1 protein-coding gene is annotated in these 575 nt (G+C 68.5%); it reads left to right on the top strand.

The window, feature by feature from the left end; translation table 11 throughout:
- Positions 1 to 575 (top strand): IS3 family transposase (locus tag GSY69_RS13855; RefSeq protein ID WP_160954405.1); only part of this gene is annotated, 575 nt, incomplete at both ends.

The raw sequence follows: 575 nt of genomic DNA on the forward strand, positions 1-575 counted from the left end.
GGTGGGAGGTCAGCGAGAAGACGGTCGCGGACTCCATGCGCCGCCAGGGGCTGGTCGCGCGCCGGATCAAGCGCCGGAACGGGCTCACACGGCAGGACAAGACAGCTTCGAAGTTCCCCGACCTGCTGCGCCGGGACTTCACCGCAGACCGTGCAAACGCCCGCTGGGTGGGCGACATGACCGAGATCCCCACCGTCGACGAGCACGGCCGGCCGGGCCCGAAGCTGTACCTGGCGAGCGTGATCGACCTCTACTCACGCCGACTCCTCGGAGCAGCGACAGGTCTGCATCCCGACGCCGAGCTGGCCTGTTCGGCGATCAAGATGGCCGTCGCTGCCCGTGGCGGTGTCGATGCCGTCAACGGCCCCGGCTGGCGCGAGGACGACAGCCAGCGGGTCATCTTCCACACCGACCGCGGCTCGACCTACACGGCGAACTCGCACACCTTGCTGTGCCGCACGATGGGCATCCGGCAGTCCATGGGCCGCGTCGGCTCGTGCTTCGATAACGCCGCCGCCGAGGCATTCTTCTCCAGCCTGGAGTGGGAGGTCCTCTCACGCCACCAGTTCACCGAC

Source organism: Brevibacterium rongguiense (assembly GCF_009857845.1).
GTDB classification, from domain to species: Bacteria; Actinomycetota; Actinomycetes; order Actinomycetales; family Brevibacteriaceae; genus Brevibacterium; species Brevibacterium rongguiense.